We start from the raw sequence: 26,940 nt of genomic DNA, 5'->3' as shown, positions 1-26,940 counted from the left end.
CAGCGGGAGAGCAGATGCGGTTCGGGATCCTGGGGCCTCTGCGCGTCGGCGGTGGCGAATCCACCGTCACCGCCGGTCGGGACCGGATCGTGCTCGCCATTCTGCTGCTGCGCTCCGGCCGTGTGGTCCCGGTCGAGGAGCTGATCGACGCGGTCTGGGAGGACGGCCCGCCGGCCACCGCCCGCGCTCAGCTCCAGACGTGCGTGTCCCGGCTGCGGCGCCGGTTCGTCGAACTCGGGCTGTCTCCCGAGATCATCGTGACCGACCCGGTCGGGTACGGCGTACGAATACTGCCGGCCGACCTCGACGCCGAGGTCTTCGCCCGGGCAGTGGAGGAAGCCCGGGCTGCCGTCGCCGCCGGCAGACCGAGTGAGGCGCGCAAGCGGTTCCGCGCCGGCCTGGCGCTATGGCGAGGGACGGCCCTCAGTGGAATACCCAGTCGCAGCGTCCGCCGGCGCGCGCAGACGCTGGACGAGCAACGCCTCACCGTGCTGGAGGAGTGCGTCGACGTCGAGTTGCGCCTCGGGCAGGCCGCCGATCTGCTCGACGAGCTGACCGAAAGCGTCGACCGGCATCCGTTGCGCGAGCGGCTCCGTGGTCAGTTGATGCTCGCCCTGTCCGCGGTCGGCCGACAGGCTGACGCGCTCGCCGTCTACCGGGAGGGTCGGCGAATCCACGCCGACGAGCTGGGCATCGAGCCCGGTGCCGCGTTGCACGAGCTCCACCAGCGAATACTCGCCGGCGACCTGGCACTGACCGGCCCGGACGAGCGGTCCTTCACCCCGGTCCGGGCGCTGCCCCGGGCCATCAGCGATTTCACCGGACGGCAGGAGACGGTCGCGCGGCTGGTGAAGGAGATCGAGGAGGACGACGCCCGGGTCCAACTCGTCGACGGCATGGCAGGCAGCGGGAAGACCACGCTGGCCGTGCACCTCGCCAACGCGCTCGCGGACCGCTACCCGGACGCGCACCTCTTCATCGACCTGCACGGGCACAGCGAACGTGAACCGGTACCGCCCACCGCTGCCCTTGCCTCGCTGCTCCGCCAGCTCGGTGTCCGCGGGGACCACATCCCTGCCGACATCGACGAACGCGCGGCCCTCTGGCGAAGCGAGCTGTCCGGACGGCGGGCGATCGTCGTGCTCGACAACGCCGCCAGCGCAGCGCAGGTCGCCCCGCTGCTGCCCAACGGGCAGGACAGCCTCACGTTGATCACCAGCCGTCGACGGCTCGCGGGGTTGGATGGTGGCAAGCCGTCGTCACTGGCTGTGCTGGACCCCGACGAGGCCGTGGAGTTGCTCGGCCGGGTGGCGGGCGTCGACCGGGTCGCCGCCGAGCCGGAGGCGGCTGTTGAGGTGACCGCGCGTTGCGGCCACCTGCCGCTGGCGATCCGACTGGCCGGGGCCCGGCTCGCCCACCGACCCCGATGGCGGGTCCGCGACCTGGCGGACCGGCTCGCCACCGGACGGGACACCCTGACCGAGCTGTCGGCCGGCGAACGCTCCGTCGGGCAGGCCTTCGCCCTGTCGTACGCACAGCTCGACCCCGACCAGCAGCAGATGTTCCGGCTGCTGGCGCTGCATCCGGGAGGTTTCCTCGACGATCGGCTGGCGGCGGCGGTCGTCGACCTGCCGCTGCCGGACGCCCAGGATCTGCTGGACAGTCTCGTCGACGCGCACCTCGTCGACGAGCCGGAACCCGGCCGCTTCCGGTACCACGACCTGATGCGCGAGTACGCCAGACAGTTGCTGGAAACGGTCGAGACCGCTGCGCAACGGACCGCCGCCACGGTACGGCTACTTGATCATCACCTGCATGTGGCCCACGCCATCGCGAGCCGGATGGAGCCGGCGGCCAGCCGATCCGTCCTGGTGCTGCCGGAGCCTCCCCGAGCCGATCTCGTGCGAGCATCCGCCTTGGACGGCACCGGCTGGTTCGACGCCAACCGGGCCGCGCTTCCGGCGCTGGTGCGGCTGGCCGCCGCCGAGGGGCATCTCGAACGTTGCTGGCAGTTGGCCCGCACGTCCTGGTTCTACCTGTTCTCCCACGGCCACCTGGACGAGCTGGTGGACACGCACACCGTCGCACTGCGCGCCGCCGAGCAGCTCGGCGACGCGGGGGCCGTCGCCACCGTGCAGAACTATCTCGCCTCCGCCTACTTCCGGTTGGGACGGTCTCCGGAGGCCATCGAGTTGATGGAGCTCGCGCTCCGGTTGCGTCAGCGGCTCGGCGACCGACGTGGTGAGACGACGGTCCGGCGGAACCTGACCGTGGCGTACGGAGCGAGCTGGCAATTGGCTCCCGCGATGGCCCACGCCACCGCGGCCCTGGCGCTCGTCTCCGCCGGCGATCAGCCGGTGGAAGTCATCGCGATCCTCAACAACCAGGCGTTGTTGCTGTTGGCGTGGGGTCGCTACCCGGAGTCGCGGGAGGTTTCGCGGCGCCAGTTGCGCCTGGCCCGCGAGATCGGGGACATGAACAACGTGTTCAACGCCCTCGGTCACCTGGGCACGGTGCGGGCCCGACTCGGCGACTACCCGGGTGCGCGCCGGTTCCTCCGGCTGGCCTTGCAGTTCAAGCGCCGGGAGAGCAACCGCTTCGGCGAGGGCGAGGTCCTCAACGAACTGGGCAGCATCGAGCGGATTCTCGGCCGGCCCGAGGAGGCCGCGATGCTGCACCGCTCGGCGCTCGCTGCGATGACCCAGTCGGGAGACCGCGTCGCCGCCTGCCTGTCGCGCAACCTGCTGGCCCGCGCGCTCCTCGACCAGGGGGATGTGGCCAGCGCGGTGGACCTGCACCGGCGGGTGCTCGCCGATGCCATCCGGATGGACGCCCGGCACGAGCAGGCCCACGCGCTGGACGGTATCGCTCACTGTCTGCGGGACACCGACCCCGCCATGGCCCGGTCACACTGGCTCCGAGCACTGGCACTGTTCACGCAGATCGACTCGCCGGAGCGGCACGAGGTGAAACGGCTGCTGGCCGAGTTGGGCTGACGGATCATCTGCGAGTCGGCCACGGGCGCGGCAGGATGGTACGCGTGACGACTCCAGAGGCGACCGGTTACCGCATCGAACGCGACTCGATGGGCGAGGTGGAGGTGCCCGCCGAGGCGCTGTGGCGGGCGCAGACCCAGCGTGCAGTGCAGAACTTCCCGATCTCCGGCCGGGGCCTCGAACCGGCCCAGATCAAGGCCCTCGCCCAGATCAAGGGCGCGGCAGCCGAGGTCAACGGCGAGCTGGGCGTGATCGACGCCAACGTGGCCGCCGCCATCGCCGCCGCCGCCGCGCACGTGGCCGACGGCGGTTACGACGACCAGTTCCCGGTGGACGTGTTCCAGACCGGATCGGGCACGTCGTCGAACATGAACACCAACGAGGTGATCGCCACCCTGGCGAGCCGTGAGCTGGGCTCACCGGTGCACCCGAACGACCACGTCAACGCCTCCCAGTCGAGCAACGACGTCTTCCCGTCCTCGATCCACCTGGCGGCCACCCAGTTCATCGTGGAGGACCTGCTGCCGTCGCTGGCCCACCTGGCGGCTGGGCTGGAGGCCAAGGCCGCGGAGTTCGAGACGGTGGTCAAGGCCGGGCGTACGCACCTGATGGACGCCACGCCGGTCACCCTCGGCCAGGAGTTCGGCGGGTACGCCGCCCAGGTCCGCTACGGGATCGAACGCCTGGAGGGCGCGCTGCCCCGACTGGCCGAGCTGCCGCTGGGCGGCACCGCCGTCGGCACCGGGATCAACACCCCGCTCGGCTTCGCCGCCGCCGTGATCGAGAAGCTGCGTGAGTCGACCGGGTTGCCGCTGAGCGAGGCGCGTAACCACTTCGAGGCGCAGGGCGCGCGGGACGCGTTGGTGGAGACCTCGGGGCAGTTGCGGACGGTGGCCATCGGCCTCTACAAGATCGCCAACGACATCCGCTGGATGGGTTCCGGCCCCCGCGCAGGTCTGCGTGAGCTGCGCATCCCCGACCTCCAGCCCGGCTCGTCGATCATGCCGGGCAAGGTCAACCCGGTGGTCGCCGAGGCGATGCGGCAGGTCTGCGCCCAGGTGATCGGCAACGACGCGGCGGTCGGGTTCGCCGGATCGCAGGGCGACTTCGAGCTGAACGTCATGCTCCCCGTGATGGGTCGCAACCTGCTGGAGTCGATCCGGCTGCTCTCCGCGGTGAGCCGGCTCTTCGCCGACCGCCTGGTGGCCGGCCTGGTCGCGGACGCCGAGGTCTGTCTGGCGTACGCCGAGGGTTCACCGTCGATCGTCACCCCACTCAACCGCTACCTGGGGTACGACGAGGCCGCGTCGATCGCCAAGGAGGCGCTGGCCAAGCAGACCTCGATCCGCGAGGTGGTGATCTCCCGGGGCCACGTCGACTCCGGCAAGCTCACCGAGACCCAGCTCGACGAGACGTTGGACCTACTCCGGATGACCCACCCCTGATCCGGCCTGGCCGCCCAGCCCTGCCTCGTTCGTGCTCAGCGCAGGTGCCGTGGTCTCGCCCAGCCGAGGAAGCGGGTGAAGAGCGCTGCGGGGTCCGGGCCGTCGTGCGGGTTGAGCCCGTAAAGGTCGGCAGCCGCCTCGTGCAGGGCCGTGCACAGGTAGATGCTCAACCCGATCTGGTCGTGCGCGAACCCCTGGCGGAGGGCGAGCCGGGCGACCGGGCACGGCCAGGGCGCGGCGCAGACCCGGCAGAGCCAGAGCGGACGCAGCGGCAGGTGCGGTCGACCGGGGTGTGGTCGCGCGATCGTCCAGGGTGGTCCGGGACATGGTGTTGCGGTCCTTTCGAGCTGACTCGTTCGTGGCATCACCCCGCGCCCCGGCGGCGTCACAGCGCCAAGACCGTGCTCGATCCGGGAAGTAGTGGTCTCCGCGCGGTAGGACCCCCACTACTTCCACGATCGAGCACGATCTTGTGTGGCCGGTCGGCTTGGTCCGGGGGCGGGACCGCCCGGCACGGGGGAGCGGGCGGTCCCGCGCGGCGTCGGCAGATCCCGGGGGACGGGGAGCGGCACCGCACGCGTACTCCTGGCGGCTCTTCGTTGGCGCGCCTCCGCGCTGACCCGACCACCTCGCCCGCGACGGCGGTCCGGGTTTCCCGCGTGGATCTTGGTGGCTCGGGTAAACGGCTCGACGGGGTCCTGAGCAGGACGGATGATCCGGGCTATGGGTGACGATGGCGCGGGTGTGCCGGCGGGGACCGAGCGGCTGCGTTTGCGGCGGCTGACCATGGCCGACGTGGACGCGCTGGTCGAGCTGGACAGCGATCCCGAGGTGATGCGGTTTCTCACCGGTGGCGTCGCGACCCCGCTGGCCACCGTGCGCGACGAGCAGTTGCCGAGGCTGCTGGCCCAGTACGACAGGCATCCCGGGTTGGGTCGGTGGGCGGCGCACGATCGGGAGTCCGGCGAGTTCCTGGGTTGGTTCGCGCTCGACCCGTCGGAGGACGGCGCCGAGGCCGAGTTGGGCTACCGGCTGCGCCGCTCGACGTGGGGGCGGGGGCTGGCCACCGAGGGGTCGCGGGCGTTGGTCCGGTACGCCTTCGACACCGTCGGGCTGCGTCGGGTCTGGGCCGAGACGATGAGTGTCAACGAACGCTCCCGGCGGGTGATGGTGAAGGCCGGGCTGCACTACGTGCGGACCTTCCACCTGCAGTGGGACGACCCGATTCCGGGCACCGAGCACGGCGAGGTGGAGTACGAGGTGCGGGCCGAGGAGTGGGCGACCGTCGGTCAGGAGCGGCCGGCGGCCCGGCGGGCGCGGTAGGCGGTCACTGCGGCGCGGTTGCCGCAGCCGGCCTCGCAGAACCGCCGGGACCGGTTGCGGGACAGGTCGACGACCACGTTGTCGCAGTCCGGGTACTCGCAGATCCGCAGCCGGCTCAGCTCGCCGGCGCGGACCAGATCGGCCATCGCCATGGCGGCCTCTACCGCGATCCGGGTGGCCAGCGGCGCGTCGCGGGGCACGGCGTGCAGGTGGTACGGCTCGTCGTCGTGCTCGATGAGCTGGGGCAGTGCCTTGTGTTCCAGCAGTAGACCGTTGACCACCGCGACGATCTCGGGTGGTTCGGCGTACCAGATGCGGCGCAGCTGGGGCCGCAGCTCGCGGACGGCCTGCAGCTCGGCGTCGGTGTGCTCGTGCCGACCGCTGTAGGAGTAGCGGACGAAGAACGCGTCCAGCGCCGCGATGTCGGGCAGCAACTCACCGTCCCGACCTGCGGTGTTGACCAACGCCGCGGCGGCGATCAGCGAACACTCGGTGTCATGAGCGAATAGCAACTTGACTCCTGTCATGGCTTCCGCCTAGCGTCATCAGCACAAGGATAGTTTGCTCATGACATGATGCCCATCCCGAGGAGCGCGACATGGACTCACGACCTGCTGCCGGCGTCGGGTTGGCGCTGCTCTCCGCAGTCACCTTCGCCACCTCCGGTACCTTCGCGCGATCGCTCATCGAGGCCGGGTGGTCAGCCGAGTCCGCTGTGATCGCCCGCGTCGGCGTGGCCGCCCTGGTGCTGGCGATCCCCGCCCTGCTGTCGTTGCGAGGTAAATGGCACGTGCTGCGGAGCAACGCCACGGCCATCGGGCTGTTCGGGCTCCTCGGGGTCGCCCTGGCCCAGGTGTGCTTCTTCAACGCCGTACGCTACCTGCCGGTCGGTGTCGCGCTACTGCTGGAATACCTGGGCATCATCCTCGTCGTGGTCTGGATGTGGCTACGGCACGGGCAACCGCCCCGCCGGCTCACCGTCGCCGGGTCGGTGGCCGCGCTGGCCGGGCTGGCATTCGTGCTCGACCTCGCCGGCACCGCCGACTTCCACCCGGTGGGTGTGCTCTGGGGACTGGGCGCGGCGTTCGGCCTGGCCGGGTACTTCGTGCTCGCCGGCCGGGTCGACCCCCGGCTACCCTCGGTCGCCATGGCCAGCGGCGGAATGGCCGTCGGCGCCGCCGTGCTGCTTCTCATCGGGCTGACCGGCCTGCTGCCACTGCACGCGACCTTCGGCGAGGTCACCTTCGCCGGACAGACCACCACCTGGTTGCTGCCCATCGCCGGGCTCTCGCTGGTGGCCGCCGTCATCGCGTACCTCGCCGGTATCGCCGGCACCCGGATCCTCGGCCCCCGACTGTCGTCGTTCGTCGGGCTGACCGAGGTGCTCTTCGCGGTGCTGATCGCCTGGCTCTTCCTGAACGAGTTGCCCACCGGCTGGCAGTTGTTCGGCGGCACGCTGATCGTTGCCGGCGTCGCCCTGGTACGCCTCGACGAGCTGCGTGGGTCACCAACGACGCCCGCGACGGCGGCGGCCTCGCCCGAGCCTGAGCTGGCGCTTGACGGCAGGTGAGGTTCGGCGGTCGGTGTGCTGCTGATGGTCGGCGCTTGTCGTTGGGCGGTGAGTTCGGCGGGCGGCGAGTTCGACGGGCGGTGAGTTCGACGGGCGGTGGGAGAGTGGGCGTCGTGCTGACCACTGTGGTGTTCGATGCTGACGAGACGCTGCTGGACCTGCGTCCAGCGGTCACGGGCGGGCTGGTGGCCGTCCTCGACGAGATGCGGCGACGCACATCGGCGGCGGCCGGGGTGACGCTCGCCGATCTGGAGTCGGACTGGGGCGCGGTCTTCGGCGAACTGAGCGCCGCCCCGGTGGCGGAGATCCGGCGCGCCGCACTGGCCCGGTCGCTGGCCCGCGCTGCGCTGGTCCACCACCTGGACGAGATCGCCGACCTCTTCTTCGCCCAGCGCTTCGCTCTCACCCGACCGTTTCCGGACGTACCACCGGCGCTGGCCACGCTGCGCGACCGGTACACGCTGGGCTTCGCCACCAACGGCAACAGCCGCGCCGAACGGTGCGGGCTCGCCGGCGAGTTCGCCTTCGAGCTGTACGCGCACGAGAACGGCCTGCTCAAGAAACCGGCCCCAGAGTTCTACGCCGCGGTGGTCGCGGCGGCCGGGGTGCCGGCCGAGCAGATCGTGTACGTCGGCGACTCGTGGGAGCACGACGTGGTGGCGCCTCGGCGGGCCGGTCTGCGATCGGTGTGGCTGAACCGGCTCGGCCTGCCTCGCCCACCCGGCTGCACGCCCGACGCCGAAGTCTCCGGCATGGCCGATCTGCCAGCCGCGCTGGCGGGATTCACGGCCATAACGGGCGCTCAACTGGCGTAATCCGGAACGGTGTTGTGTGATGGCTGCCACGTCCCTCAACGAGAGGATCCGATGTGGTGAGCAAGCGCTTCACCGCCCGCACGGTCGCGACCGCGGCAGTGCTGGCACTTACGGCTACGGGGTTGGGTGTGCCGGCCAACGCCGCGCCGAGCGAATCCCGCACCTTCACGGTCGTCGCCGAGGATGGCGTCGCCGCCGACACGGCCGTCGCCGCGATCCGGGCAGCTGGCGGCACTGTGGTGTCCCGGTCCGACGAGGTCGGCATGTTCCAGGTCAGCAGCGACCGCGCCGACTTCGCGGCCAGGGCGACCGCCGCGCCGACGCTGATCGGCGCCGCCGAGCAGAAGGCCATCGGGCGCAAGCCGAAGCTGGACCGGGTCGAGCAGGAGCACCTGACGGCTGGTGCCGGCGCTCGTGCTGGTGCCGGTGCCAAGAAGGGCGCCAAGCTCGATCCGCTTGATGACAAGCTGTGGGGCCTGGAGATGATCCAGGCCGACAAGGCCCGCAAGATCGAGCCGGGCGACCGTCGGGTGACCGTCGGCGTACTGGACACCGGTGTCGACGCGAGCAACCCGGACATCGCGCCGAACTTCAACTGGTCGCTGTCGCGTAACTTCGCCCCCGACCTGACCGACGTGGACGGCCCCTGCGAGGTGGCGAGCTGCCTCGACCCGGTCGGCACCGACGACGGCGGGCACGGCACCCACGTGGCCGGCACCATCGGCGCCGCAGCCAACGGCTTCGGCCTCTCCGGCGTCGCCCCGAACGTCTCGCTTGTCGAACTCAAGGGCGGCCAGGACTCCGGCTACTTCTTCCTCGACCCGGTGGTCAACGCCCTGGTCTACGCCGGCCGGTCCGGGATCGACGTGGTCAACATGTCGTTCTACGTCGACCCGTGGCTCTACAACTGCACCGCCAACCCGGCCGACTCGCCGGAGGACCAGGCCGAGCAGCGGGCCATCATCAAGGCGATGAATCGGGCGCTGATCTTCGCGCACAACAAGGGCGTCACCCTCGTCGGTGCGCTCGGCAACAACAACGAGGACCTGGGCGCGCCGCGGACCGACACCACGAGCCCCGACTACGGCGCCGACCCGTACGACCGACCGATCGACAACGAGAGCTGCTGGGACCTGCCCACCGAGGGTCCGCACGTGATCGGTGTGTCGTCGGTCGGCCCGTCCGGCAAGAAGTCGGACTTCTCCAACTACGGCACCGAGCAGATCTCGGTCGCCGCGCCCGGTGGATTCGCGAGGGACGGCTTCGGGACCCCGACGTACAACACCCCCGGCAACCGGATCCTCTCCAGCTACCCGTTGAAGGTGCTCCAGGAGGAGCCCATCTCCGCCACCATCCCGGACCCCAAGGTGGACGCGGACGGCAACATCGATCCGCGCGTCGCCACGAGCGTGTTCAAGCAGTGCAAGACCAACGGTGAGTGCGGGTACTACACCTACCTCCAGGGCACCTCGATGGCGTCCCCGCACGCCGCCGGTGTCGCCGCGCTGATCGTCAGCCGGTACGGCAAGGCGCAGGGTCGGACTGGCTTCGGGATGTCGCCGGACCAGGTCGAGCAGCACCTCTACCGCACGGCCGCCGAGCACGCCTGCCCGGAGCCGCGCCTCCAGCAGTACCGCAACGAGGGCCGGGACGAGACCTACGACGCGTACTGCGCCGGTGGGGTCAACTTCAACGGCTTCTACGGCTACGGGATCGTCGACGCCTACGCGGCGGTGAAGACCCCGCTCAAGCCGAACGCCCGCCCGTAACGCACATCGCACTGCGGAGGTGGCCCAACTGCCACCGCCCCCGGGGCCCGGTCGACACTCGTCGACCGGGCCCTGGGCCGTCCAGGGCCGCTGCCCGTCGTCGTCCGGGCCCGGCGGTCGTGGTCCGGGTCCGGGTCCGGTGCCCGCCGTCTCACGGCTCCGCCTTCCGGTACCCGCCGTTCGGGGTTCGGTCATGATCGACTCGGTTTCCCTGAAGGCGCGGTGTTGGTGCCTGAGGGATGGCGCGGTTTCCAGGAACCCGAGTTGATCCTGGTCATGTGGACGATCCCAGTCGCCACCCACGGCTGACCAGCGCGTCGCGTACCTCTCGAAGCACAGCCGGGAACTCGCCGTGCAACCGTCGCCTGGTCACGTGCAGGACCAGCCAACCCGCGGCGACCAGCTGATTCAGCCGACGGCGGTCGCGGTGCAGCTGCTCCGCGTCGGAGTGCCACTTCCCGTCGTACTCCACCGCCACCCGATATCGCGGCCAGGCCAGATCGGGGTGCAGAACGATGCCGGTGGGCAGGCGTACCGGATGGTGAACCGCCGGGCGCGGCAGCCCGCCCAGCACCAACCGCACGCGTAGGTGTGACTCCGGCGGAGACTCGGCTCCTCCGTCGGCCAGGTCGAACACCCACCGCGCTCGTCGCCCACCCGGCCGGTCAGCATTGCGGGCAGCCATGACTGCCAGGGTGTCGCGATCGGCCAGCCCCTGCCCGAGCAGCGAGTCGACGATGGCCACCGCCCGGATCGGGTCGAGCCAGACAGCCGTCTCCCAGGCGGCCCGCCCGGGGTCGGACCGCGGGATCGGCAGGTCCCGCCCCCTGGACCTGGGCGGGCTGGCCGCCACCCACCCATCGCCACTACCGGCCGCCACCATGCCCCCTGCTCCGACGGGCACGGCCACCGGGCGGGAGAGCTGCCGTGCTGGGCGTGGTGACGCTCCGCCGGCAGGTGGGCGCCCTACTCCCGTAGGTCGCGCTGCATCACGTGGACGCCCAGCGCTCGGCGGTCGTCCCGCGCCCGGCACTCGGCCTGCACCTGGCGGTTGGCCCGCGTCCGGCACTCGGCCTGCATCTGGCGGTTGGATTGCGGCTGACTGATGTCCTGCACCTGGCGGCCGGCCCGCGTCCGGTGGCTGGCCTGATGGTCGTCTTGTGCCTGCCGATCGCCGTGTGGTTGGCACGGCCGGCTCAGGGATCTCGCTCGCCGCGAGTGGGGTGATGGCGTTGACGTGCACGCGGAGGCCGCGCTGTGGGCCGATCCGCAGCGGCCGGGGCACGAGGACGTGCACATCGTCGGTGAAGCTCGCGGCGTGTGGGACGCCGTGCAGGTAGGCGGCCGACGGGCCACCGACCACCACTCCGGGCGGTAGCCGGAGGAGGGCGGCGCGACAGGCGAGGGCGTGGTCCCGGTCCAGCCGCGAATCGGCGTAGATGTCGTGGCGCAACCGCACCCAGGCGGAGTTGCGCAGCTGATGTTCGGTGAGCAGGCCGTCCCGGACAGCGTCGGAGCCGCGGAAGACCTGCCAGGCCAGGGCGTCGGGGCGATGCGGACGTGGTGGCATGCCGAGCAGCCTGCCGACGACCGACTGGCCACCGAAACCCCTGTGGACAACCTGGCCCACGCGTGCCGCCGGACCTGTGGACAACCACGAATCCGCCCGCCGATCGTGCTATGGCACGGCCAGAAGGCCGACCAATCCGGCATTGGGGCCGTCGACGGGCGGTGATCCACTCGCCTTCCTTGAACCCGAGTGGATCAAGCCACGGGGACCGCCGGGCGCGCGGCGCTGAGGTGACTCGCGGCGCTGAGGTGGCCCGCGCGGCAGTGAGGTGACGCGTGGGGGTGAGCGGGGCGGCGGGCGGGGTCAGCTGAGGGCGGTGGTGATGGCTCGGGCGGCGGCCAGCACCTGGGGGCCGATGGTGTCGACGTCCAGCGGGGCGAGCGCGACCACGCCGACGCTGGCCTCCAGGCCGGGTACGCCGAGCACCGGTGCGGCCACCCCGTACGCCCCGGCCTGTAACTCTCCGCTGCTACTCACCGGCTCTGTCATCCCGGCTCGACCGGCCAGGATCGCCCGGCCGGCCGCTCCTCGGTCCAGTGGGTGCCGTGCCCCGGCCCGGTATGCGACGTGGAACGACGTCCAGCTCGGCTCGACCACGGCCAGGGCGACGCCCTCTCCACCCTCGACGACGGTCAGATGCGCGGTCGCGCCGGCCTGCTCGGCGAGACGGCGTAGCGCGGGCAGCGCACCCTCGGCGAGCAGCGGCTGGGCGCGTCGGGCCAGGTGCAGTAACCCGGCCCCGAGGCGCAGCCGACCGTCTCCGTCGCGGCGCAGCATGCCGTGCCCGGTCAGCGCACTGACCAGCCGGTAAACGGCGGCCCGGCCGATACCGAGCCGATTCGCGGCCTCGGTGACGGTCAGACCGCCAGAGGCGTCGGCGACCAGGTGCAGCAGCCGCAGACCCCGGTCCAGCGTCTGCGACGTCTCCCCGCCCCGCCCGGCAACCGCGTCGGCCCGCCCCACGCCGGCGTCGGCCGCGGCGGCGGACCCGGAGGCCCGTCCGAAGGCCGCGTCGGCCCGCCCCACGCCAGCATCGGCCGGCCCGAAGGCCGCGTCGGCCCGCCTCACGCCAGCGTCGGCCGCGTCGGCGGACCCGGAGGCCCGTCCGAAGACCGCGTCGGCAGGCCCAGTGGCCCGTGCGGAGGCCGGGTCGGTGGGGGCGGTGGGGTCGGCTGGCGTGTCACCGGAGCCACCGGAGCGTGCGGTCGCATCCACGCCTGGCAGCGTACGACCCGGCACCGGCGGACCCGGACAGGCACGGACAGCTACCCTTGTACGGTGACGCTACGCCTGTATGACACCGCCACCCGATCGGTGCGGGACTTCGTCCCGCGGGAAGCCGGCAAGGTGGGGGTCTACCTGTGTGGTCTCACCCTCCAGGCCCCGCCGCACATCGGTCATCTTCGCTCCGGCGTCAACTATGACGTCCTGCGCCGTTGGCTGTTGGCCGCCGGCTTCGAGGTCACCTTCATTCGCAACCTGACCGACATCGACGACAAGATCCTGGTCAAGGCCGGCGAGCAGGGTCGTCCGTTCTGGTCGATCGCGTACGCCAACGAGTTGCTGCTCGCCGAGTCGTACCGGTCGCTGAACGTGCTGGCGCCCACGTATGAGCCGCGTGCCACGGGGCACATCCCCGAGATGCATGAGCTGATCACGAAGTTGATCGCCGACGGGCACGCGTACCCGGCGAGTGACGGCTCCGGCGACGTCTACTTCGACGTGGCGTCCTGGCCGGCGTACGGGTCGCTGTCGGGTCAGTCTCCGGACGCCATGCAGTCCGCCGGGGACGCCCCGGATCGGGGCAAGCGGGACCCGCGCGACTTCGCGCTGTGGAAGGGTGCCAAACCGGACGAGCCGGCGGACGCCTACTGGCCCTCGCCGTGGGGGTTGGGCCGTCCGGGCTGGCACATCGAGTGCTCGGCGATGTGCTGGCGCTACCTCGGCCCGGAGTTCGACATCCACGGTGGTGGGCTGGATCTGACGTTCCCGCACCACGAGAACGAGATCGCCCAGTCCCAGGCGGCCGGGTTGCCGTTCGCCCGCTACTGGGTGCACCACGGGCTGTTGAGCATCGGCGGGGCCAAGATGGGCAAGTCCGCCGGCAACGCACTGGACCTGGCGTACGTGGACTCGCTCGGGGCGCGGCCGGTGGAGCTGCGCTACTACTACGCCGCCGCGCACTACCGCTCGGTGATCGACTACTCGGAGGATTCGCTGCGCGACGCGGCCACCGCGTACCGGCGGATCGAGGGTTTCGTGCAGCGGGCCGTCGAGCGGGTCGGTGCCGGGCAGCTCGGTGAGCTGCCCGCCGGCTTCGTCGCGGCGATGAACGACGACCTCAACACGTCCGCCGCGCTGGCCGTGCTGCAACAGCACATTCGGGACGGCAACACCGCGCTGAGCGTCGGCGACGATGTGACCGTCCGCACCACGCTGGCCGTGGTGCGGGCAATGCTGGATATTCTCGGGATCGACCCCCTCGACCCGGCCTGGACCGGTGGCGGCCGATCGGACGACCTTCGTGCCGTGGTGGACTCCCTGATCGCGCTGGCCCTGGAGCAGCGTGCGCAGGCGCGGGGCCGCAAGGACTGGACCGCCGCGGACGCCGTGCGTGACCAGCTCAAGCTGGCCGGCGTGGTGGTCGAGGACACCCCCCAGGGCCCCCGTTGGACTATTGGAGAGCAGGACTGATGGCCGGCAACTCGCAGCGCCGTGGCCGGCGACTGACGTCGAAGGCAGGCGCCCCCAAGGGCACCGGCGGCAAGAACAAGGACTCGTTGGCCGGGCGGGGTCGCACCCTGCCCGCGGACGAGCGTCCCTGGCACAAGGGCTACTCGGGCACCGAGAAGCTGCCCCAGCGCACCGCCTGGAAGCAGGACAAGGAGCGCCGCGCGGCGGCCGAGGAGGGGCGCGCCCCCAAGATCGGTCAGCCCGGTAGCAAGGACACCACCTGGGGTCGGGGCGGCGGTCGGGGCGTACCCGTCGGTCGCGGTGCCACCGGCGGACGGGGCGGCAAGCCCACCGGGCGGTCCGGTCCGCGGGTCACGCCGGGGCGCAAGTCCAACCCGTCCAAGGACACCCCGGAGCTGCTGGTCGGTCGTAACCCGGTGCTGGAGGCGCTGCGCGCCAACGTGCCGGCGACGGCGCTCTACACCGCCCAGGGCATCGACATGGACGACCGGGTCAACGAGATCATCCGGACCGCCGCCGACCGGGGCATCGCCAACCTGGAGATCAGCCGCGCCGAGTTGGACCGGATGACCGGCGGCGTGCTGCACCAGGGCGTCGGCTTGCAGGTGCCGCCCTTCGCGTACCAGCCGTTCGAGGACATGGTCGCCGCTGCCCTGGAGCAGCAGGCTCCGCTGTTGGTCGCGCTGGACGGTGTCACCGACCCGCGCAACCTGGGCGCCGTGATCCGGTCGGCTGCCGCGTTCGGCGCGCAGGGTGTCTTCGTACCCGAGCGTCGTGCCGCCGGGATCACCGCGACCGCCTGGCGGACCAGCGCCGGCGCGGCCGCGCGGGTGCCCGTGGCCCAGGTGACCAACCTGACCCGGTCGCTGAAGGCGTGCCGGGACGCCGGCTTCATGGTCGTCGGCCTGGACGCCGACGGCGACACCGACCTCTACAACCTGGAGGCCGCGGTCGGTCCGCTGGTGGTGGTGGTCGGCTCCGAGGGGCGCGGTCTGTCCCGCCTGGTCGGGGAGACCTGCGACCTGACCGTCAGCATCCCGATGATCTCCGAGGTCGAGTCGCTCAACGCCAGTGTGGCCGCGGCGGTCGCCCTGGCCGAGGTCGCCCGCCGGCGCTCCGTCGAGCTGTAACGCACGTCGACGAAGGCCCCCTTCCGCCGAGTGCGGGAGGGGGCCTTCGTGGTCAGATCTGACGGGTCCACGCGACGAAGAGCAGCGCACCGGCAACCGCCATCAGCAGCACTGTCGGGAGCAACCAGAGTGGGCCGCGCTCGCCGTCCAGGCGTCGGGTCAGCCGCTGGTGCACGGCGGCGATGCCGATCAGGGCGGCCAGCCCGGCGGCGGCCAACGGCAGGCCGACGAGGAAGTGCGCCAGCCACGCGCCGGCCCGGGTCGGACCACCCCAGGAATGGTCGTACGGCCCCGGGTCCACCACGCCGTACAGCACGCCGCGCAGCACCATCAGCAGCTCGACGCCGAGTGGCAGCAGGGCCACCGCGCCCACGAGCAGGCTGAGCAGCGCGTGGCCGAGCACCGCGACCGTGCCGGGCCGTCGGCCGGGCACGGCCGTCGGTGGCATCCCGAGCAATGTGGTACGCAGGGCGCGCCAGCGTGCGACGGCGGCGCCGGCCCCGCCCAACGGGGCGGTCACCAGCGTGAGTACGGCGACCGGGACCAGCGTCGCGCAGTAGGCGAGGCTGCGGCCGGCCAGGCGGACCACCCGGAACGACCGGGAGCGGGCGGTCGGGTGATGGGCAGCGGACTGGGCGAGATCGGTGGGCACGGCGCCTCCTCCGGTTCGGGTCGCCGTGACGCTACGAGAACGGCCAGCCGTGCCGAGTCACCCCACAGAGCCACCTCCGCGCTGGCTCCACAGGGTGAAGAACCGCTTCGGGTACGACGAAGGGGCGGCCCGCCGAAGCGGACCGCCCCCTGTCGGTACGGCGTTACGTCAGATCCGGCCACCGGTGGAGGCGTGGAAGACGTGGCTGCGACCGGCGACCGGCTTGACGAACACGGTGTCACCCATGTTCGGCATGTTGCGCCGGTCGGTGCGGACGACGAAGCGCTCCGAGTTGCCACCCAGCGCGGCGTGGCCGTAGACGTTGGCGTCCGAGCCGAGGTCCTCGACCAGCTCGACCACGACCGGCATTCCGCCCTCGGTCGGGCTGACCAGCTCGCAGTCCTCCGGGCGGAAGCCCACGGTGACCTTGCCGTCGCCACCCTCGGCGCGGGCCGCCTCGACCTGCTCGCGGGTCAGCGGGATCTGCAGCTCGGCGAACTCGGCACCCCGCTCGTTGAGCGGAACGGTCTTGATGTTCATGGCGGGAGAGCCCATGAAGCCGGCGACGAACACGTTGGCCGGGGTGTCGTAGAGCGCCCGCGGGGTGTCCACCTGCTGGAGGACACCGTCGAGCAGCACCGCGACCCGGTGACCCATGGTCATGGCCTCAACCTGGTCGTGCGTGACGTAGACCGTGGTGACGCCCAGCTTGGCCTGGAGCGACGCGATCTGGGTACGGGTCTGCACACGGAGCTTGGCGTCGAGGTTCGACAGCGGCTCGTCCATGAGGAAGACCTGCGGCTCGCGGACGATCGCCCGGCCCATCGCGACACGCTGACGCTGACCACCGGAGAGCGCCTTCGGCTTACGGCTGAGGTACTCCTCCAGCTGGAGCAGCCCGGCCGCCTCCTTGACCCGCCGGTCGATCTCCGACTTGGAGGTCTTGCGCAGCTTGAGGGCGAACGCCATGTTCTCGTACACCGTCATGTGCGGGTAGAGGGCGTAGTTCTGGAAGACCATCGCGATGTCGCGGGCCTTCGGGGGAAGGTGGGTGACGTCGCGCTGGTCGATGTAGATCGAACCGGCGTCCACGTCCTCCAGGCCGGCGAGCATCCGCAGGCTGGTGGACTTACCGCAACCGGAGGGGCCGACCAGGACGAGGAACTCCCCGTCGCCGATCTCGAGGTCCAGCTCGTTGACGGCGGGACGCTCTTGGCCCGGGTAGACCCGGGACGCCTTGGAATAGGTGACCGTAGCCATGGTGAAGCGCTTCCTTTCACCGGCAGGAACGTGCCGGACGATCCGAGTGAAGGAGCAACCGGCACGTATCCGTGCCGGTCAGCGGACGGCGGCCCGGTCGCGGGGGCGCCCGGGTTGTCGTCCGTGTCAGTGAACCGTAAACGCGTTTACCCGTGCTGCCAAGGCGGGGGGCCGCCGAGCCCACCAGGCGGGCTACACATTCCGGTCACTCGGGCACGGTCAGACATCAATCGACGCCGAGTCAAACGGCCGTGCGTCGGGTTGTTGACGATTCCCATGCTCGGGAGGCCTCGCGATCGGGATATCCGGACGTCAGTCGCTATGCTGACCTCGACGCACGCGCCCCTGTAGCTCAGCTGGCCAGAGCACTCGCCTTGTAAGCGAGATGTCGCCGGTTCGATCCCGGCCGGGGGCTCCAATTCCATCAGACCTTTCCCGACGGGCACTGCCACGAGTCGACCAGTTGACAACAACGGCACTTGCGAGAGGGTCCCGTCGAGCATGGCTTCCGGTGGGTAGCCCGCGACGAGCTGGTGCCGCTCGACATCCAACCATTGCAACGGATCACGGCCGCGTCGTTCGAGCGTGCCCCTGCCGTAGCAGCAAGCCGTACCCGGCGCCGGCCGGTCGTAGTTGGGGTGCGCGGGTGCCAGGACCACGTCGAGGGTGAAGGTCAGTGGGCGAGTTCCGCGCACTGTGTTCCCACAGGCGTGGGTGGCGGTAGTGGTTGCGAGCACCAGCCGCCAGCGCCGCCCGTAGCGGGGACAAAGGTCCGCACTCGACTGTCACCCAGTCCCGCCAGCGTCCCTTACCGAGCGGCGTCACGCCCTGTTTGGCCAGCCAGCGCAGGGCGTCCTCCGCCTCCGGTTTGGGCACGGAGGAATTGTCGGTGATCGGAGACCGCCGCCCGCCAGCGCTGACCCGAGGGGAAAGACGGGCGGCGGGAGAGTCGACGACGGGGAGCCGGGTACGCGCCCGTCAACGAGAGGGATGGGGAGGACGCCATGCAGGAGAGCCCGGTCGACGCATGCGTGACGATCAACCGAAGCGTGGAGGACACCTTCCGGTTCTACCGAGACTTCACAAACATGCCGCGTTTCCTGGGAGACGTGATGAGCGTGGAGACGATCGGACCGAAGACCACTCGGTGGACGATTCAGGGCCCTTGGGGAATTCACGTCAAATGGACGATGAGGCTGACCGAGGAGCGCGCGAACGAGTTGATTCGCTACGAGACGGTGTCGCCTTCCGGCTTGAGCACCTGCTGGGAAGTCTCCTTCCGGCCGGCGCCCGGGGCCGGGCAGACAGAGGTTCTCGAGGTGATGAAGGCGCCGTTGGGGAGGCTGGGCCGCGTCGGTCTCACGCTGATGGGGAAGCCCCCGGCCGCCGAAGTGCGGTCCAATCTGCGACGGCTGAAGGAACTGCTGGAAGAGGGAAGGGTGCGACACCTCGAGCACGCCGTGGCCGGGAAGTTCCCGGCATAGGTGGTCGGACGGCTGGTGCCGGCAACGGCACACCTGACACACGTCGAGTTGCGCGCTACCCGGCCGGACGGCGCGGTGCCTGGCGGTAGCCTGGGCTGCGGCGGCGAGCGAAGTGAGACCGGGGGGTCGATGAGTCGCGCAGTGGAGGAGTCGAACCGGGCGATGCTGCGCGCCCGGGACGCGATGGACCGGGCGTACGCCGAGCCTCTGGACATTCCCGCGTTGGCCCGGATCGCGTACGTCTCGCAGGCGCACTTCATCCGCACCTTCCGGGCCACCTTCGGGGAGACCCCGCACCGCTATCTGCAACGCCGCCGGGTGGAGCGGGCGATGTCGTTTCTGGTGGAGACCGACCGGGACGTGACGGACATCTGCTACGCCGTCGGCTTCGCCAGTCTGGGCACGTTCAGTCGGACGTTCCGGCAGATCGTCGGGGAGTCGCCCTCGGATTTCCGGCGTCAGCGCGTCGCGCCGGCCAACGTGCCGTCGTGCTTCACCAAAGCCTGGACCCGACCAAGCAGTTTTGGATAAGCCGCAGGTCACGGCCTACCTCTAGCGTCATGGGCATGACGATGAACGCGATCAGCCGCTCCCAGATCTACGTCCTCGACCAGGACGCCGCGCTTGACTTCTACGTCAACAAGCTCGGCATGGAGGTCAACACCGACCAGGACCTCGGCTTCATGCGGTGGCTGACGGTCAACCTGCCCGGCGACCCGGAGCGGGAGATCCTGTTGGAGAAGCCGGGCCCGCCCGCGCTGGACCCGGCCACCGCCGAGCAGGTCCGGGAGCTGCTCACCAAGGGTGCCCTCGGGGGGTACCTCTTCATAACCACGGACGACGCCCGCAAGACGCACGAGGATCTTGTGGCGAAGGGCGTCGAGATCACCGACGAGCCGACCGAGCGCCCGTACGGGATCGACTTCGGCATCCGGGACCCGTTCGGCAACCGGATCCGCATCGGCCAGATGTTCCCCCAGGCGTAGGGGAGCGGTGATGAGCCAGGCCGCGGCGTTTCCCGTGGTACGACCGGCCGCCGTCGGTCGGGACCGCCTGCTGCTGATCGGCGGGGTGCTCGCCGGCCCGATCTTCGCCGGCTCGGCGATCGTGCAGGCGGCGACCCGGGACGGCTTCGACTTCCGTCGCCATCCGGTCAGCGTGTTGAGCACCGGCGAGCTGGGCTGGATCCAGATCGTCACGTTCCTCGTCACCGGGGTGCTCTGCGCGCTGGCCGCCGAGGCGCTGCGCCGCCGTACCCCCACGGGGTCGGTCTGGCTGCCCCGGCTGCTCGCGCTGTACGGCCTGGGCCTGGTCGGGGCGGCGATCTTCAGCGCCGACCCGGCCGACGGGTTCCCGGCCGGTACGCCGCGGGGCGCCGGTGAGATCAGTTGGCACGGGGGCCTGCACTTCCTGGTGGCGGCGGTGGCCTTCGTGTCGCTGATCGTGGCGACGGTGGTGGCGGCCCGTCGGGCCGCCCGACAGGGAGCGCGCGGTCGCGCCGCGTACAGCCTGGTGACCGGGATGTTCTTCGCGGTGGCCTGGGTGACGCTGATCGTCCGGCCGGCACCGACCGTGATGGTGGCGTTCGGCCTGGCGGTGGCGGCCGGCTGGCTGTGGGTCTCGGTCACCTTCGCGCGGGCGGCGTCCGGACGGGCCGACTGAGCCGACGGCCGCAGGACCGGGAGGTGCGGGTCGACCCGTACCTCCCGGTGTGTTGAGCTGGGAGCCATGGTGACCCGGTTGCTGTACCTGAGCCGACACGCCGAGCAGGACCTGTCCGAGCTGAGTGCGTCCGATGCCGGCGAACCGGATACCGGCCTGTCGGAGCGCGGCCGGCGGCAGGCCACCCTGCTGGGTGAACGCCTGCGAGCCCGGCGGTTCGCCGCCGTCCATCACGGGCCGCTGCGCCGGGCCGCGCAGACCGCCGAGCTGATCGCCAAGTCGCTGCCCGAGGTTCCGGTGTACGAGACGGAGCTGGCCGGCGACCACCTCCCACACGACACGGATCCGGCTGGCCTGCCGCCCGCGTACGCCGAATTCCTGACGCAGTTCTCGGCGGCCGAGCGGGCCGACGGGCCGCGAGTGACGGCGGACGCCGTGCGGCGGTTCGCCGGCCCGGTCGGTGCGGGGCCCGCCGGCGGTGAGCCGGTCCGCGAGCTGGTGGTGACGCACAGCTTCCTGATCGCCTGGCTGGTGCGGCACGCCCTCGACGCGCCGGAGTGGCGGTGGCTGGGCTTGAACTCGCACAACGCGGGGCTGACCGTCATCCGGTACAGCGCGGCCGGCCCGCCGAGTCTGGTCGCCGTCAACGACGTGGCCCATCTTCCGCCGGAGCTGCGGGGCACCGGCCTGCCCCCGGACTACCTGACCTAGGTGCCGGTGGCCCGCAGCAGCAGCTTGACCACCGCCTGGGTTGCCGGCGGTGGGGGCCCCTCGGCCGGGCAGTCGGCGTACCCGGTTTCGGTGCTGCCCACGGTGAGGCGGTAGTGCATGACGTCCGCGCAACTGGTCGCGGTGGTCGGCTGCCGTGCCTCGCCGGCGAGCCGGGGGTCGGCGGCCAGTCCCGCGAGAGTGCCCTGGTCGGCAGGGGTGAGCCGGCCGTTGCGCCGACTGCCGGCCCGGTCCGTCACGGTCCACTGACCGTCCGGCTCGACGACGATGGAGTCACCGCGCCCGGCGAAGCCGCCGGAGCCCCGCAACGTCACTCGGGGGGCCACCCCGCTGGCCTCGGCGCTGACGGTGGGGGCGGTGGTCGGCAGCAAGGTGCCGGTGGCCGGGGCGGCCGGGCCGGTAGCGGTGGTGGCCGAGGGCCGGGTAGAGGTGGTGGTGGGGGCTCGGTCGACGCTTGTGCAACCGGTCAGGAGCGCGGCCAGAAGCGCGACCGTGACGGCGGTCGTCGATGCGGGTCTCATTCCCGTCGGACGCGCGACCCCGACCGTCGGTTCCCCCATCCGACCGGAAGCGGTCTGCGCCGTTCTGGCAATCTTGGACAGTCTCCGTTCCGTGCTAACGGAAACTGTCCAAGATTGCTTCAGCAGTGCGTGTGCAGGGCTGAGCGATCGTCTTCGCTATGGTCGCGGCACCGGCGTGCGACGCCGGTGGGCAGATTGGCGGCGTCGCTTCAGGTGGCGCGGGAGGAGCGGACGTGTCGGACGCGGGATTGACCGTCGAGGTGGCCGGGCCGGTCGCCACCGTGGTGATGCGCAACCCGGCCCGGCGTAACGCGATGACCGCGGCCATGTGGCGTCAGCTCCCCGAACTGCTCGACCGGCTGGAGCCCGACCCCGACGTACGGGCGTTGGTGCTCACCGGCGCGGGCGACACCTTCTGCGCGGGTGCCGACCTCGGTGACCTGGCCGAACTGCTGGACGCCGGTGACGCCAGCATCGCGGTCGCCGCCGAGGAACGACTGGCCCGCTTCGCCAAGCCGACGGTCGCGGCCATCCGGGGCGCCTGCGTCGGCGGTGGTACCCAGCTCGCGGTCGCCTGCGACCTGCGGATCGCCGCGGACGACGCCCGATTCGGCGTACCGCCGGCCCGGCTCGGGTTGGTCTATCCGGCACCGACGACGCGCCGGCTGGCCCGGCTGGTCGGCCCGTCCGCCGCCAAACATCTGCTGTTTACCGCCGAGCTGATCGACGCCGAGCGGGCCCTGCGGATCGGCCTGGTCGACGAGGTGCTGCCGGCCGACCGGCTCGCCGCACGGGTGGACGAGCTGACCGCGACCATCGCCCAACGGTCGCCGCTGAGCATCACCGCCGCAAAGGAGATCATCGACGGGCGGGCCGAGCCCGCCCGGATCGCCTGGTGGCACCGGAAGGTGACGACCACCGGCGAGGCTCGGGAGGGGGTCGCGGCGATCGCCGAACGGCGTACGCCCCGCTTCGCCTGGCAGCCCCCGACCGGCGACTGACCGGTCTGAACCGTCGTGGTCGATGGGTAGTGCCCGCTTCACGCGGTGATCGGGGGGCCACTATGGACGCGGCAGCGACGAATCCGGACCGGACCGGGCGGGGACAACGGCGACTTCGTCTGATTCTGCTCCTGGTGCTGCTGGCCGCCGTGGTCGGCGCGCTCGCGGTCGGTGTCGCGATGGGTGGTCAGAACACCGGCATTTTCGACGGTGACCCGCCGCGCTGGGCCAGCAACCTTGGACTCGTCCTGGTGATTCTCGGAGTCGTCATCGAGGTGGCCGCAGCCGTCTGGGTGGTCGGTACCGGCCGCTACCGGTCGGGACGACAGTCGCCCCTGATCGGGCTCAGTTGGTCGCACCGTCGACGGCTGGATCGGCAGGTTCGACGCGACACACCCGAGGCCGATGAAGACCCGGCTCTGCTCGTGGAGACCGCCAAACAGTTCGTCAGTCAGCGCTATCTTGCGGTGCTGTGCGCTGGGCTGGTGATGACGAGCGTCGGTCAGGTCTTCGTGGGGTTCGCGCCGTTCCACGCGTTGATCGGCGGGTTGCTGCTGGTGATCTGGGTGGTGCTGATCGTGTCGGTCCTCCGAAACGCCCGTCGGGGTGAGACGTTCCTGCGCGCGCATCCGGATCTGAGCGGACGGTAGCCGCAACCCGCTCCCACCCATCGCAACACCTCGATCCCGGGTGCCCGGTTCTCAGGCCGGTACGGCAGGCTGTCCGTCGTGCAGCGTGATCAGTTGCTTGCGGGCCGCTACCGGCTCCTGGAGCGCCTCGGCAGTGGCGGCATGTCGGCGGTGCACCGGGCGTACGACGAGGTGCTCGAACGGGACGTCGCGGTGAAGGTGCTGGTCGACACGGACACCAACGCCCGACAACGGATCCGGGGCGAGGCCAAGGCCGCGGCCCGGCTGTCGCATCCGCACGTCACAAGCGTCTACGACTACGGCGAGTCGACGCTGGACGGCGTCGAGGTCCCGTTCGTGGTGATGGAGTTGCTCGGCGGTCACACCCTCGAACACCGCTTGGTGGTCGGGTCGTTGCCGCCGCGCGCCGGTCTGCGGGTGTGCGCCGAGGTGGCCTCGGCGCTCGCCGCCGCGCACGATCAGGGGTTGGTGCACCGCGACATCAAGCCGGGCAACGTCATGCTCACACCGACCGGTGCGAAGGTGCTCGACTTCGGCATCGCGGCAGCCGCCGGTGCGCCTGAGATCGACTTCGAGGGGCGGCTGCTGGGCACCCCGGCGTACCTGGCGCCGGAGCGGTTGCAGGCCGGTGAGGTGCTGCCGGCCAGCGACGTGTACGCCCTCGGCCTGCTGCTGTACCGGGTGCTCACCGGCGGGTTGCCGTGGCCCGCCGAGGCGCAGACCGGGATGCTCCGCGCTCACACGCACGTCGAGCCGGACCCGCTGCCCTCGATCGACGGCGTACCGCCCGAAGTGCACCGGCTCTACCGCTGGTGCCTGGCCGGCGACCCCGCCGACCGGCCGTCGGCCGCCGACGCGGCCCGCATCCTGCTCGCCGCCGGCGGGGCCGCACCCGAGGTCGCTGCCGTCGCCGCCGAACCGGCGGCAGACGTCCCCGGGCCGACCGGCACGGCGACCAGCACCGGGCCGACCGGCGCCGAGTCGAGCGGCATCGGGCCGACCGGCAGAGGACCAATCGGCAAAGGGGCGGCTGGCACCGGGCCGGCCGGCGATTCGGCTACGCCGACCCGGCGCGGGCCGTGGCGTCGGGGGCGGGCCATTCTGACGGTCGGCGGTGCCGTGATCGCCGCGGTCGCGCTGGCCGGTTCGCTCGGCGACTTCAGCAATCGCCGACAGGGACAGAACGCTGCGCCGATCGGAAGCGGCCCGGGCACCACCACGGTGGGGATGCCCCGCACCGAGGAGCCGACCGACGCGGTCCGCACCGGACCGTCCGCCGTGCCGCCGACCGGGAACACCGCGTCCGCTACCCGGACCAGCCCCCCGACCGGTCCGGGCGGAACAGCGGCCCCGACGACCACCACCGCAGGGCCGACCCCGACCGCGCCGACTCCCACCCCTGCCGCCGGCGTACCCGTGGATGCGCGCGGCGGGACGGTCACCGTTCGCTGCGTGGGAAGCTCGGTCGAGGTGCTCGCGGTGGTGCTCGCGCCCGATTTCCGGGCCGAGGCGTACGACCCGGGCCCGGCGAAGCAGATCGTGGTCGAGTTGACCTCCGCGGAGCACCTCAGCGAGATCCGAGTGCAGTGCCCCAATGGCCAGCTGAAGCCGAAGGTCAAGGAACGCGCCGCCTGATCGGGGGCCGGCGGGTGCCGCGCCCGGGACGTACCCGGGACGCGGCCCCCCGTTCCCGCCGGCCGGTCCGTCACCGCCCGGCCACGGCACCCCAGCCCGGGTTCACCGGCTCCCGGCGCAGCGGCATGCCCGCCTCCGCCGGCGTCCGGTCCCCCTTGCGCTGGTTGCAGGCGTAGCAGGCGGCGGTGGTGTTCCGCCAGGTGTTCCGGCCGCCGCGCGAGCGGGGCAGGATGTGGTCGATGGTGGAGGCCGGGCCACCGCAGTACGCGCAACACCGGTCGTCACGGCGCAGCACACCGGCGCGGGACCAGGCCGGCCCGGAGTTGAACCTCCACCGGGTGACGACGAAGCGGAGCAGCCGCACCACCCGGGGCATCGGGAAGACCCCGATCACCCGGTCCGGCTCGGCCTCGTGAATCTCGGCCACCCGGCGGCAGAGCATGCGGACGGCGTGTTGGACGGTGACCCGGTGCAGCGGGCCGAGGTCGGCGTTGATGACGAGGACGGCGTCCACCGGGATCTCCCTCCGTGCTGATGGCGAACAAGACGACGGCGAACAAGGCGATGGCGAACAGAGCGACGACGAACAGAGCGACGACGAACAGAGCGACGACGAACAGAGCGATGAGGGACGGACAGCAAGAAGCCGCCCGGTCCGGCTGTCGGACGGGGCGGCTCGGCGCGTACGGGTACGCGTCAGTCGGGCCGGCCCGCCCGGGGACCTTCCGCTCGGTAACCGTCACCGGGCAGCGTCGACGGCACGGTGGTGACGTGCGACATCGTCATGAGCTGCTCCCGCGGTGGTGGTTGACCTTGCGCGCTCACGGTAGGTCGACGCGGGAGGCACGGGCAACGTATTTCGATCGGCCGGCCTCCTCGGGCCGCCGCTGGCGGCGGGTGCGGGGAGCGGCCTTCGCCGAGACCTGGGCGGTGGTCAGCGGCCGGTTCAGCCGCAGGGCCATCCGGGCGGTGAGTTCGCTGTCCAGCAGGGGCCGGTTGACCTCACCGGCGACGGCCAGCGCGGGTCCGGAGACCGACCGCCAGATCGCGGCCAGCCCTGCGCCGAGGCCCACCAGGGCGACGGTGGCCCGGGTGGTCGGTGAGCCGGCGGCCGCGGCGGCACTCACCCCGACGACCGCGAAGAGTACCAACAGCAGGGGTACGAGCACCGGCCAGAAGATGCCCCGGGCCGCCTGCGCCACCAGTCGCCGGTCCCGGATGATCAGATTCCTGGCGATCACCGCGTAGTCCTCCTCGTCGAGCAGGTCGCGCGGGTGCAGGCCGCCGGTGAGCACGTCGCGCCAGAGGTCACCCTGGCCGCGCAGCGCCCGGCTCAGGGTGGCGGGTGTCGGCTCGGTCGGGTCCCCGTGGCCGGCGCGGTCGACCGCGCTCGCCCAGGCGGCCAGCGACCGGCGCACCACTGCGGCCGAGTACGGCGGCAGCACGCTGGCCAGCTCGTCCAACCACCTGCTGATCTGGACCTGCCGACCGCCGAACTGCCGCAGCAACTGCGTGACGTCGCCGGCTCGGACGGTGTCGGCCACCGACCGGCCCAGCCGGTAGGCCAGCCCGACCCGGTGGTTGGCGGCCATCGCCCAGCGCAGCACCTCCACGTTGAGGTCGTCGAGGGCGAGCAGTAGCGGCACCGGGTCGGCGGGGTCGGGCTGATTCAGGTCGGGGAGCAGGGCTCGGGCAGCCGACGTGTCGGGCACCGGCCCGGTGTGCCGGGTGAGGTCGGCGATCTGGGCCAGGGCGACGTCCACCCCGTCGAGGTACATCCGCATCCGCCGGTGGGCGGACATCTCGGTGAGGTTGGAGAGTTTGGCCGGCGGTACGGCCGGGCGGGCCTCGACGAAGGCGGTGGGCTCCGCCTGCTGCCCGTGGTGGTAGGCGTCGGCCATCCACCAACCGAGCCGGAGCGCGGTGACGATGCAGGCGCGCTCGTCGCGGATCAGCGGGTACGCGTCGTCGCGGCCGATCTCGTCGATCGACGAACCGTTCTCCGCGCCGGCGCGGTGCAGTGGTGACATCTCC

Annotated in this window: 27 protein-coding genes and 1 tRNA gene; 19 read left to right on the top strand and 9 right to left on the bottom strand. The window is 71.5% G+C overall.

Going from position 1 to position 26,940, the window contains the following annotated elements:
- The first annotated feature begins 14 nt into the window (after positions 1–14).
- Positions 15–2,996 carry a BTAD domain-containing putative transcriptional regulator gene (locus tag ACIBD9_RS01535; protein ID WP_396713531.1) on the top strand — a complete coding sequence of 994 codons (2,982 nt, stop codon included), beginning with the start codon at positions 15–17 and terminating at the stop codon, positions 2,994–2,996.
- 35 nt (positions 2,997–3,031) lie between these two features.
- Entirely contained in the window at positions 3,032–4,441 is a 1,410-nt protein-coding gene (locus ACIBD9_RS01530; RefSeq protein ID WP_396713529.1) for a class II fumarate hydratase, read from the top strand.
- Positions 4,442–4,476: 35 nt separating this feature from the next.
- Here the strand turns inward: ACIBD9_RS01530 and ACIBD9_RS01525 are convergent, their stop codons facing one another.
- Positions 4,477–4,806: a hypothetical protein gene (locus tag ACIBD9_RS01525; protein ID WP_396713527.1), complete on the bottom strand. Its 330-nt coding sequence runs from the start codon at positions 4,804–4,806 to the stop codon at positions 4,477–4,479.
- 358 nt (positions 4,807–5,164) lie between these two features.
- Between ACIBD9_RS01525 and ACIBD9_RS01520 the strand changes: the two genes are divergently transcribed.
- On the top strand, positions 5,165–5,764 hold the full coding sequence (locus ACIBD9_RS01520) for a GNAT family N-acetyltransferase (RefSeq protein WP_396713525.1): 600 nt from the start codon (positions 5,165–5,167) through the stop codon (positions 5,762–5,764).
- Here the strand turns inward: ACIBD9_RS01520 and ACIBD9_RS01515 are convergent.
- Positions 5,731–6,291 carry a CGNR zinc finger domain-containing protein gene (locus ACIBD9_RS01515; RefSeq protein ID WP_387173513.1) on the bottom strand — a complete coding sequence of 187 codons (561 nt, stop codon included), beginning with the start codon at positions 6,289–6,291 and terminating at the stop codon, positions 5,731–5,733. The genes ACIBD9_RS01520 and ACIBD9_RS01515 overlap by 34 nt on opposite strands.
- Positions 6,292–6,362: 71 nt before the next feature.
- Here ACIBD9_RS01515 and ACIBD9_RS01510 point away from each other — a divergent pair, with 71 nt between their 5' ends.
- The 3 genes from ACIBD9_RS01510 to ACIBD9_RS01500 all read left to right on the top strand — a co-directional run bounded on the left by ACIBD9_RS01510 (position 6,363) and on the right by ACIBD9_RS01500 (position 9,918).
- Positions 6,363–7,334 carry an EamA family transporter gene (locus ACIBD9_RS01510; protein ID WP_396713523.1) on the top strand — a complete coding sequence of 324 codons (972 nt, stop codon included), beginning with the start codon at positions 6,363–6,365 and terminating at the stop codon, positions 7,332–7,334.
- Positions 7,335–7,447: 113 nt separating this feature from the next.
- Positions 7,448–8,149: an HAD family hydrolase gene (locus ACIBD9_RS01505; protein ID WP_396713521.1), complete on the top strand. Its 702-nt coding sequence runs from the start codon at positions 7,448–7,450 to the stop codon at positions 8,147–8,149.
- A 56-nt stretch (positions 8,150–8,205) separates the two neighbouring features.
- Positions 8,206–9,918, top strand: coding sequence for a S8 family serine peptidase (locus ACIBD9_RS01500; protein ID WP_396713519.1), 1,713 nt, complete (start codon positions 8,206–8,208; stop codon positions 9,916–9,918).
- A gap of 274 nt (positions 9,919–10,192) precedes the next feature.
- Here ACIBD9_RS01500 and ACIBD9_RS01495 read toward each other — a convergent pair whose 3' ends face one another.
- Complete coding sequence (locus tag ACIBD9_RS01495) at positions 10,193–10,801, bottom strand: endonuclease domain-containing protein (protein ID WP_396713517.1); 609 nt, start codon at positions 10,799–10,801, stop codon at positions 10,193–10,195.
- Positions 10,802–11,155: 354 nt separating this feature from the next.
- Here ACIBD9_RS01495 and ACIBD9_RS01490 point away from each other — a divergent pair, with 354 nt between their 5' ends.
- Together ACIBD9_RS01490 and ACIBD9_RS01485 are read left to right on the top strand one after the other, a co-directional pair.
- A complete protein-coding gene (locus tag ACIBD9_RS01490) occupies positions 11,156–11,296 on the top strand; it encodes a hypothetical protein (protein WP_396713515.1) in 141 nt (46 codons plus the stop codon).
- 102 nt (positions 11,297–11,398) lie between these two features.
- Positions 11,399–11,653 (top strand): hypothetical protein, encoded by a 255-nt coding sequence (locus ACIBD9_RS01485; RefSeq protein ID WP_396713513.1) that lies wholly within the window; start codon positions 11,399–11,401, stop codon positions 11,651–11,653.
- A 138-nt stretch (positions 11,654–11,791) separates the two neighbouring features.
- Here the strand turns inward: ACIBD9_RS01485 and ACIBD9_RS01480 are convergent, their stop codons facing one another.
- A complete protein-coding gene (locus ACIBD9_RS01480) occupies positions 11,792–12,451 on the bottom strand; it encodes an IclR family transcriptional regulator (RefSeq protein ID WP_396713821.1) in 660 nt (219 codons plus the stop codon).
- A 315-nt stretch (positions 12,452–12,766) separates the two neighbouring features.
- Between ACIBD9_RS01480 and cysS the strand changes: the two genes are divergently transcribed.
- Together cysS and rlmB are read left to right on the top strand one after the other, a co-directional pair.
- Entirely contained in the window at positions 12,767–14,182 is a 1,416-nt protein-coding gene (gene cysS, locus ACIBD9_RS01475; RefSeq protein WP_396713511.1) for a cysteine--tRNA ligase, read from the top strand.
- The gene (gene rlmB, locus ACIBD9_RS01470) at positions 14,182–15,312 is read left to right on the top strand and encodes a 23S rRNA (guanosine(2251)-2'-O)-methyltransferase RlmB (RefSeq protein WP_396713509.1); all 1,131 of its coding nucleotides are present in this window, start codon (positions 14,182–14,184) and stop codon (positions 15,310–15,312) included. The genes cysS and rlmB overlap by 1 nt, the downstream gene beginning before the upstream one ends.
- A 52-nt stretch (positions 15,313–15,364) precedes the next feature.
- On the opposite strand, the gene ACIBD9_RS01465 is transcribed toward rlmB, so the two are convergent.
- Together ACIBD9_RS01465 and ACIBD9_RS01460 are read right to left on the bottom strand one after the other, a co-directional pair.
- Positions 15,365–15,964, bottom strand: a complete 600-nt coding sequence (locus ACIBD9_RS01465) for a hypothetical protein (protein WP_396713507.1) — start codon at positions 15,962–15,964, stop codon at positions 15,365–15,367.
- 168 nt (positions 15,965–16,132) lie between these two features.
- Complete coding sequence (locus tag ACIBD9_RS01460) at positions 16,133–17,224, bottom strand: ABC transporter ATP-binding protein (RefSeq protein WP_196920052.1); 1,092 nt, start codon at positions 17,222–17,224, stop codon at positions 16,133–16,135.
- A 341-nt stretch (positions 17,225–17,565) separates the two neighbouring features.
- On the opposite strand from ACIBD9_RS01460, the gene ACIBD9_RS01455 reads away from it, so the two are divergent.
- The 6 genes from ACIBD9_RS01455 to ACIBD9_RS01430 all read left to right on the top strand — a co-directional run bounded on the left by ACIBD9_RS01455 (position 17,566) and on the right by ACIBD9_RS01430 (position 21,081).
- A tRNA-Thr gene (locus tag ACIBD9_RS01455) sits at positions 17,566–17,642 on the top strand.
- A gap of 586 nt (positions 17,643–18,228) precedes the next feature.
- Positions 18,229–18,708 carry an SRPBCC family protein gene (locus tag ACIBD9_RS01450; protein WP_396713505.1) on the top strand — a complete coding sequence of 160 codons (480 nt, stop codon included), beginning with the start codon at positions 18,229–18,231 and terminating at the stop codon, positions 18,706–18,708.
- A 129-nt stretch (positions 18,709–18,837) separates the two neighbouring features.
- Entirely contained in the window at positions 18,838–19,239 is a 402-nt protein-coding gene (locus tag ACIBD9_RS01445; RefSeq protein ID WP_396713503.1) for a helix-turn-helix domain-containing protein, read from the top strand.
- Positions 19,240–19,274: 35 nt separating this feature from the next.
- Entirely contained in the window at positions 19,275–19,694 is a 420-nt protein-coding gene (locus ACIBD9_RS01440) for a VOC family protein (RefSeq protein WP_396713501.1), read from the top strand.
- Positions 19,695–19,704: 10 nt separating this feature from the next.
- A complete protein-coding gene (locus ACIBD9_RS01435) occupies positions 19,705–20,370 on the top strand; it encodes a DUF998 domain-containing protein (protein ID WP_396713499.1) in 666 nt (221 codons plus the stop codon).
- A 66-nt stretch (positions 20,371–20,436) separates the two neighbouring features.
- Positions 20,437–21,081, top strand: a complete 645-nt coding sequence (locus ACIBD9_RS01430; protein ID WP_396713497.1) for a histidine phosphatase family protein — start codon at positions 20,437–20,439, stop codon at positions 21,079–21,081.
- Here the strand turns inward: ACIBD9_RS01430 and ACIBD9_RS01425 are convergent.
- Complete coding sequence (locus tag ACIBD9_RS01425; RefSeq protein ID WP_396713495.1) at positions 21,078–21,620, bottom strand: hypothetical protein; 543 nt, start codon at positions 21,618–21,620, stop codon at positions 21,078–21,080. The genes ACIBD9_RS01430 and ACIBD9_RS01425 overlap by 4 nt on opposite strands.
- A 233-nt stretch (positions 21,621–21,853) precedes the next feature.
- On the opposite strand from ACIBD9_RS01425, the gene ACIBD9_RS01420 reads away from it, so the two are divergent.
- The 3 genes from ACIBD9_RS01420 (at position 21,854) to ACIBD9_RS01410 (ending at position 24,906) form a co-directional block, all read left to right on the top strand.
- Positions 21,854–22,621, top strand: a complete 768-nt coding sequence (locus ACIBD9_RS01420) for an enoyl-CoA hydratase/isomerase family protein (protein WP_396713493.1) — start codon at positions 21,854–21,856, stop codon at positions 22,619–22,621.
- A 62-nt stretch (positions 22,622–22,683) separates the two neighbouring features.
- Positions 22,684–23,271, top strand: coding sequence for a hypothetical protein (locus tag ACIBD9_RS01415; protein ID WP_396713491.1), 588 nt, complete (start codon positions 22,684–22,686; stop codon positions 23,269–23,271).
- Between the two features lie 78 nt (positions 23,272–23,349).
- Positions 23,350–24,906 carry a serine/threonine-protein kinase gene (locus ACIBD9_RS01410; protein ID WP_396713489.1) on the top strand — a complete coding sequence of 519 codons (1,557 nt, stop codon included), beginning with the start codon at positions 23,350–23,352 and terminating at the stop codon, positions 24,904–24,906.
- Between the two features lie 70 nt (positions 24,907–24,976).
- Here the strand turns inward: ACIBD9_RS01410 and ACIBD9_RS01405 are convergent, their stop codons facing one another.
- Positions 24,977–25,420, bottom strand: coding sequence for an HNH endonuclease (locus ACIBD9_RS01405; RefSeq protein WP_396713488.1), 444 nt, complete (start codon positions 25,418–25,420; stop codon positions 24,977–24,979).
- Between the two features lie 307 nt (positions 25,421–25,727).
- On the bottom strand, positions 25,728–26,936 hold the full coding sequence (locus ACIBD9_RS01400; protein ID WP_396713486.1) for a hypothetical protein: 1,209 nt from the start codon (positions 26,934–26,936) through the stop codon (positions 25,728–25,730).
- Positions 26,937–26,940 lie beyond the last annotated feature (4 nt).

This window comes from Micromonospora sp. NPDC050784 (assembly GCF_044456765.1).
In the GTDB taxonomy this organism is placed as follows: domain Bacteria; phylum Actinomycetota; class Actinomycetes; order Mycobacteriales; family Micromonosporaceae; genus Micromonospora; species Micromonospora foliorum.
The sequence above is the reverse complement of the archived record's forward strand: the minus strand, read 5'-3'. Positions and strand labels throughout refer to the sequence as shown.

What these genes read in the sequence shown, in the direction of transcription:
- ACIBD9_RS01435 (WP_396713499.1), top strand. Translation starts at nt 19,705, where the DNA reads ATGAGCCAGGCCGCGGCGTTTCCCGTGGTACGACCGGCCGCCGTCGGT.
- ACIBD9_RS01430 (WP_396713497.1), top strand. Translation starts at nt 20,437, where the DNA reads ATGGTGACCCGGTTGCTGTACCTGAGCCGACACGCCGAGCAGGACCTG.
- ACIBD9_RS01520 (WP_396713525.1), top strand. Translation starts at nt 5,165, where the DNA reads ATGGGTGACGATGGCGCGGGTGTGCCGGCGGGGACCGAGCGGCTGCGT.
- rlmB (WP_396713509.1), top strand. Translation starts at nt 14,182, where the DNA reads ATGGCCGGCAACTCGCAGCGCCGTGGCCGGCGACTGACGTCGAAGGCA.
- ACIBD9_RS01495 (WP_396713517.1), bottom strand. Translation starts at nt 10,801, where the DNA reads ATGGTGGCGGCCGGTAGTGGCGATGGGTGGGTGGCGGCCAGCCCGCCC.
- ACIBD9_RS01440 (WP_396713501.1), top strand. Translation starts at nt 19,275, where the DNA reads ATGACGATGAACGCGATCAGCCGCTCCCAGATCTACGTCCTCGACCAG.
- ACIBD9_RS01450 (WP_396713505.1), top strand. Translation starts at nt 18,229, where the DNA reads ATGCAGGAGAGCCCGGTCGACGCATGCGTGACGATCAACCGAAGCGTG.
- ACIBD9_RS01400 (WP_396713486.1), bottom strand. Translation starts at nt 26,936, where the DNA reads ATGTCACCACTGCACCGCGCCGGCGCGGAGAACGGTTCGTCGATCGAC.
- ACIBD9_RS01445 (WP_396713503.1), top strand. Translation starts at nt 18,838, where the DNA reads ATGAGTCGCGCAGTGGAGGAGTCGAACCGGGCGATGCTGCGCGCCCGG.
- ACIBD9_RS01530 (WP_396713529.1), top strand. Translation starts at nt 3,032, where the DNA reads ATGGTACGCGTGACGACTCCAGAGGCGACCGGTTACCGCATCGAACGC.
- ACIBD9_RS01525 (WP_396713527.1), bottom strand. Translation starts at nt 4,806, where the DNA reads ATGCCACGAACGAGTCAGCTCGAAAGGACCGCAACACCATGTCCCGGA.
- ACIBD9_RS01425 (WP_396713495.1), bottom strand. Translation starts at nt 21,620, where the DNA reads ATGAGACCCGCATCGACGACCGCCGTCACGGTCGCGCTTCTGGCCGCG.
- ACIBD9_RS01485 (WP_396713513.1), top strand. Translation starts at nt 11,399, where the DNA reads ATGTTCGGTGAGCAGGCCGTCCCGGACAGCGTCGGAGCCGCGGAAGAC.
- ACIBD9_RS01510 (WP_396713523.1), top strand. Translation starts at nt 6,363, where the DNA reads ATGGACTCACGACCTGCTGCCGGCGTCGGGTTGGCGCTGCTCTCCGCA.
- ACIBD9_RS01535 (WP_396713531.1), top strand. Translation starts at nt 15, where the DNA reads ATGCGGTTCGGGATCCTGGGGCCTCTGCGCGTCGGCGGTGGCGAATCC.
- ACIBD9_RS01515 (WP_387173513.1), bottom strand. Translation starts at nt 6,291, where the DNA reads ATGACAGGAGTCAAGTTGCTATTCGCTCATGACACCGAGTGTTCGCTG.
- ACIBD9_RS01415 (WP_396713491.1), top strand. Translation starts at nt 22,684, where the DNA reads ATGGACGCGGCAGCGACGAATCCGGACCGGACCGGGCGGGGACAACGG.
- ACIBD9_RS01460 (WP_196920052.1), bottom strand. Translation starts at nt 17,224, where the DNA reads ATGGCTACGGTCACCTATTCCAAGGCGTCCCGGGTCTACCCGGGCCAA.